Here is a 3,645-nt window from a genome sequence, read left to right on the forward strand (position 1 = left end):
TTTGGTTTTCTCATCTCTAGGGCGCAAATTTGTTTCACCACGGCCTTTAGAGACTTGTTTATTGAGGGGAAAAGCAAGATGGCCTGCGCGTTGGTGGTGGGCATGATGGTCTCTAGTGTGGGGGTGTTTAGTTATGTGCATTTGGGCGTGCCCCCTAAGATCATGTGGGCCTCTCCGGGGATTTTTGTGGGGGGTTTGCTCTTTGGCTTGGGGATTGTGGTGGCCGGGGGGTGTGAATGCGGTTGGATGTACCGCGCGATGCAGGGGCAGGCGCATTTTGCATTGGTGGGGGTGGGCAATATTGTAGGGGCGGGTTTGCTAGCCTTGAGCTGGGATCATTTTGCTCCCTGGATCACCAGCTATCCTAAGATCAATCTTTTAACTTCTTTGGGCCAAATAGGGGGGTTAGCCATGCACTTTGCCTTGCTCTTGCTCTTATTGGGCTTGGTGCTGGGCATTGGCTATCTCAAGCGCCCATAAGTCGTTTTACAATTTGTGTTAGCATGCCCTCTTAGGAGCATCGCGTGAATATCAAATTGGGTTTGTTTTACATGGCCTTGAGCGCGCTGAACTTGGGGCTCATGAGCGCTTTAATCAAGCTGATGAGTGGTTATTACTCGCCTGTAGAAAATGTCTTTTATCGCTCCACCTTCATGCTGGTCTTCTTGCTCTTGTTTTACTATTTCAAACCCTTTTGTTTTAGGGCGCGTAAGAAGGGCGGGGGGTGGTTATTGCTAGGGCGTATGATGATTGGGGCCATCGGTATGGTCTTGTTTTGTTATAATATCAGCACCATGCCCCTGGGTACAGCCACCGCCTTTAACCAAAGCGCGCCCCTCTATGCCATCATCATCGCCGCCTTGATTTTTAAAGAACCCGTAGGTTTGCGCTTATTCTTGGCCGGTTTTTTGGGTTTATTGGGGGTGATCTGCATTGCCAACCCCCACACTAGCGGCTTGGCATGGGCGCAAATTTTCTGTGGCGTGCTCAATGGTCTCTTGGTCGCCATCGCCTACAGCAGTTTGTACCGCTTGAAGGAATACTACGATGGGGCGTTTGTGGTCTTTATCTTTAGCTTATGTCTGAGTGTCTTGGGTTTTTTGGGCTTTTTCATTGATCTACCCCCTCTCTCCTCTGGCTACCACCCCATGCGCTTTGGGGGGGCTTGGTGGGGCTGGGATGTGTGGGTGTTTGCCGGGATTGGGCTTTTTGGGACCTGTGGGCAATACTTCTTGACAAAGGCCTATATGAACGCCCCAGCTGGGGTAATCTCTCCGATGAATTACACCCGTTTAGTTTGGAGTGTGATCTTTGGGATCATGTTAGGGGATCGCTGGTTAGGGATGTTAGAGGGGGTGGGGATGGGTTTGATCGTGCTCTCTGGGATTCTCACCACCCCCATCAAAGCGCATAAGACATCTTCACGTTAAATCCTAAACCCCAATGTGTTAGAATAGAAGCTCCGACCCCTCTTGAAAGGCTAACTTGCGCTCTTGGTCTAATCTTGCTGAAGAACCCTTGAAAAACGCCATTAGAGAACGCTATTTTAAAGAGTTTATCTGCAGTGGGGATAAAATTGACTTTCAAATTTACGCCCCTAAAGAGCAACTCCCAAGACCCCTTCTGAGCGCAGAGGCTAAGGCGGGGGTGTATGACCCTAAAAAAGCCTTGACCCAACTTGTCCTGACACTGCTAAAATACCCCCAAGAGCATTTAGCCCCCTTCTTAGGGGCGTTTGATAGCACGCGCTTTAGTGTGCTGGACACACTGAAGCTAGAACCCCTTTTGCTCAAACTCTCTAAGAAAAGCTACACCAGCGCGCCTAGTAATACGCAATCTGCGGAGTTTCAAGAGGTTTATACCCTCCTAAGCCCGCTCTTAGACACCCACCTCACACATTATGAATTTGCAACCCAAGAAAAGGAGTTAAAAAGTTTTATCCAATCTCTACACACCATCCCGAAATTAGCGACCCCCATTGACAAAAATAACTTTGTGCATGTCTATCAAGCGTGGGTACAAAAGGTCAAACCCTCTATTAATTTAGATTGGTCTAGGGCTGAAGAAGCGGGCATTTTAGACACAGATTTTTACCTAGCCGATCTGCTCTGTGAGAATAACCACACCATCCGCGAGCTCAACACCCGCTTAGTAGGCGATCATTATGTCTTTGATAAAGAGATCGACCCGCAAGGTCTGTTTGGCACCAATAAAAGCGCGGAGTTTAAGGACAAACAACAAGCCCATCAAGAGTTTTGGAGAACCTACAAGCGTCCCCCCGCTGAACAATATCAAGATTTCATCACTGATAGGCGCGATCTTTTAGTGCCCCCTGATGTGCGCGAGCGTAAGGGCGCGTTTTACACCCCCTTAAAATGGGCGATCAAATCCCAAGAGTGTTTAGCCCACTATCTAGGGAGCAATTTTCAAGAAGAGTATTTCATTTGGGATTGCGCGGCCGGGACGGGCAATTTATTAGCCGGGCTCTCTAATGCTTATAATATCTTTGCGAGCACCCTAGATAAAAACGATGTGGCGATCATCAAAGAGCACGCGCTAAAAGGGCAACTAGCCCTCAGAGAGGATCATATTTTTCAATTTGACTTTTTAAAAGACTCCCTAGACAAAGTCCCAGATGCGCTTAAAGGTATTTTAAATAACCCCCACCAGCGCGCTAAACTCATTTTCTACATCAACCCCCCCTATGCGGAGGCGGGGAGCAAGACTCAGATCTCTAACACGGGCAAGAATAAAGACGGTGTCGCGTTCTCTGCGGTGGCTGAAAAATACGCTAAAGAATTGGGCAAAGCCCGTAACGAACTCTTTGCGCAGTTTTTCATGCGCATTTTCAAAGAGATCGCCCCCTTAGAAGCAAAAACCCAAGTCAAGGAGACCCCCCTTACGGGGGAGAGCTCTTATGAGCGTTGGTACCACACAAATTTAAGCCCGCAAAAGCAGAACTTAATGTATAATACCCGCTTAGAGCCCTTACCATGTTTCTTGGACATGGCTGGCTCCTTAGAAGGGATTTCTGCCCCCTTACAGGGGCGGGTGTATTCTAGCAGTTCTCCCCTTAAGCCCATCGGTCCTATCTTAGCGAGTTTCTCCACGCTCAAATACCTAAATTCGAGCAATTTTAAAACCTTTAGAGAGCATTTTAAAGCGCGCTTTTTGGGGGGTTTTATGGTCCCAGCCTCTAGCTTTGATCATGTCAAGGGGAGCTTTCCTATTGGGTTTTAGTGTGGGATTTGGGCGCGCCACCCCCCCCCCCCCCACACACCCATCGCCCTAGACATCTATGATTCTAAGGGTAACTTCTTAGGGGTGAAGAGCTTTAGGGCGTTGGACAATGTGGATAACATCAACACTTGGCTTAGGGGCTTTGTAGATAAGAAGGGCGAAACTTTGGCGCATATGTCTATCTATCCGCCCGATTTACAAAACAATAACCTATTTTCTATTTTATCCAAGCCACAAGCGCGCTACTGCTACACCATCACGCAAGCTAACTTAATCCCTTTTAGCGTCTATTTCTCCGTGCGCCACTGCATTAAACCCACATGGATCAATGATCGCGATCAATTCTACGCCCCCTATGGGGATTCATGGCAAGAGGATCGCGACTTTTTGGGCGATTGCCTAGTC

The 3,645-nt window shown here is 48.3% G+C and carries 2 protein-coding genes and 2 pseudogenes; all 4 read left to right on the forward strand.

Annotated elements, in window-relative coordinates; all coding sequences use genetic code 11:
- Positions 1–480 (forward strand): YeeE/YedE thiosulfate transporter family protein (locus tag EAO38_RS08295; protein ID WP_162982752.1); only part of this gene is annotated, 480 nt, incomplete at its 5' end.
- 44 nt (positions 481–524) lie between these two features.
- On the forward strand, positions 525–1,430 hold the full coding sequence (locus EAO38_RS08300) for a DMT family transporter (protein ID WP_121022829.1): 906 nt from the start codon (positions 525–527) through the stop codon (positions 1,428–1,430).
- A 55-nt stretch (positions 1,431–1,485) separates the two neighbouring features.
- Positions 1,486–3,302, forward strand: a pseudogene (locus EAO38_RS08305) (hypothetical protein).
- A 22-nt stretch (positions 3,303–3,324) separates the two neighbouring features.
- Positions 3,325–3,645, forward strand: a pseudogene (locus tag EAO38_RS08310) (nucleoside 5-triphosphatase RdgB (dHAPTP, dITP,XTP-specific)); the annotation flags it as partial.

The organism is Helicobacter vulpis (assembly GCF_003660395.1).
GTDB classification, from domain to species: Bacteria; Campylobacterota; Campylobacteria; order Campylobacterales; family Helicobacteraceae; genus Helicobacter; species Helicobacter vulpis.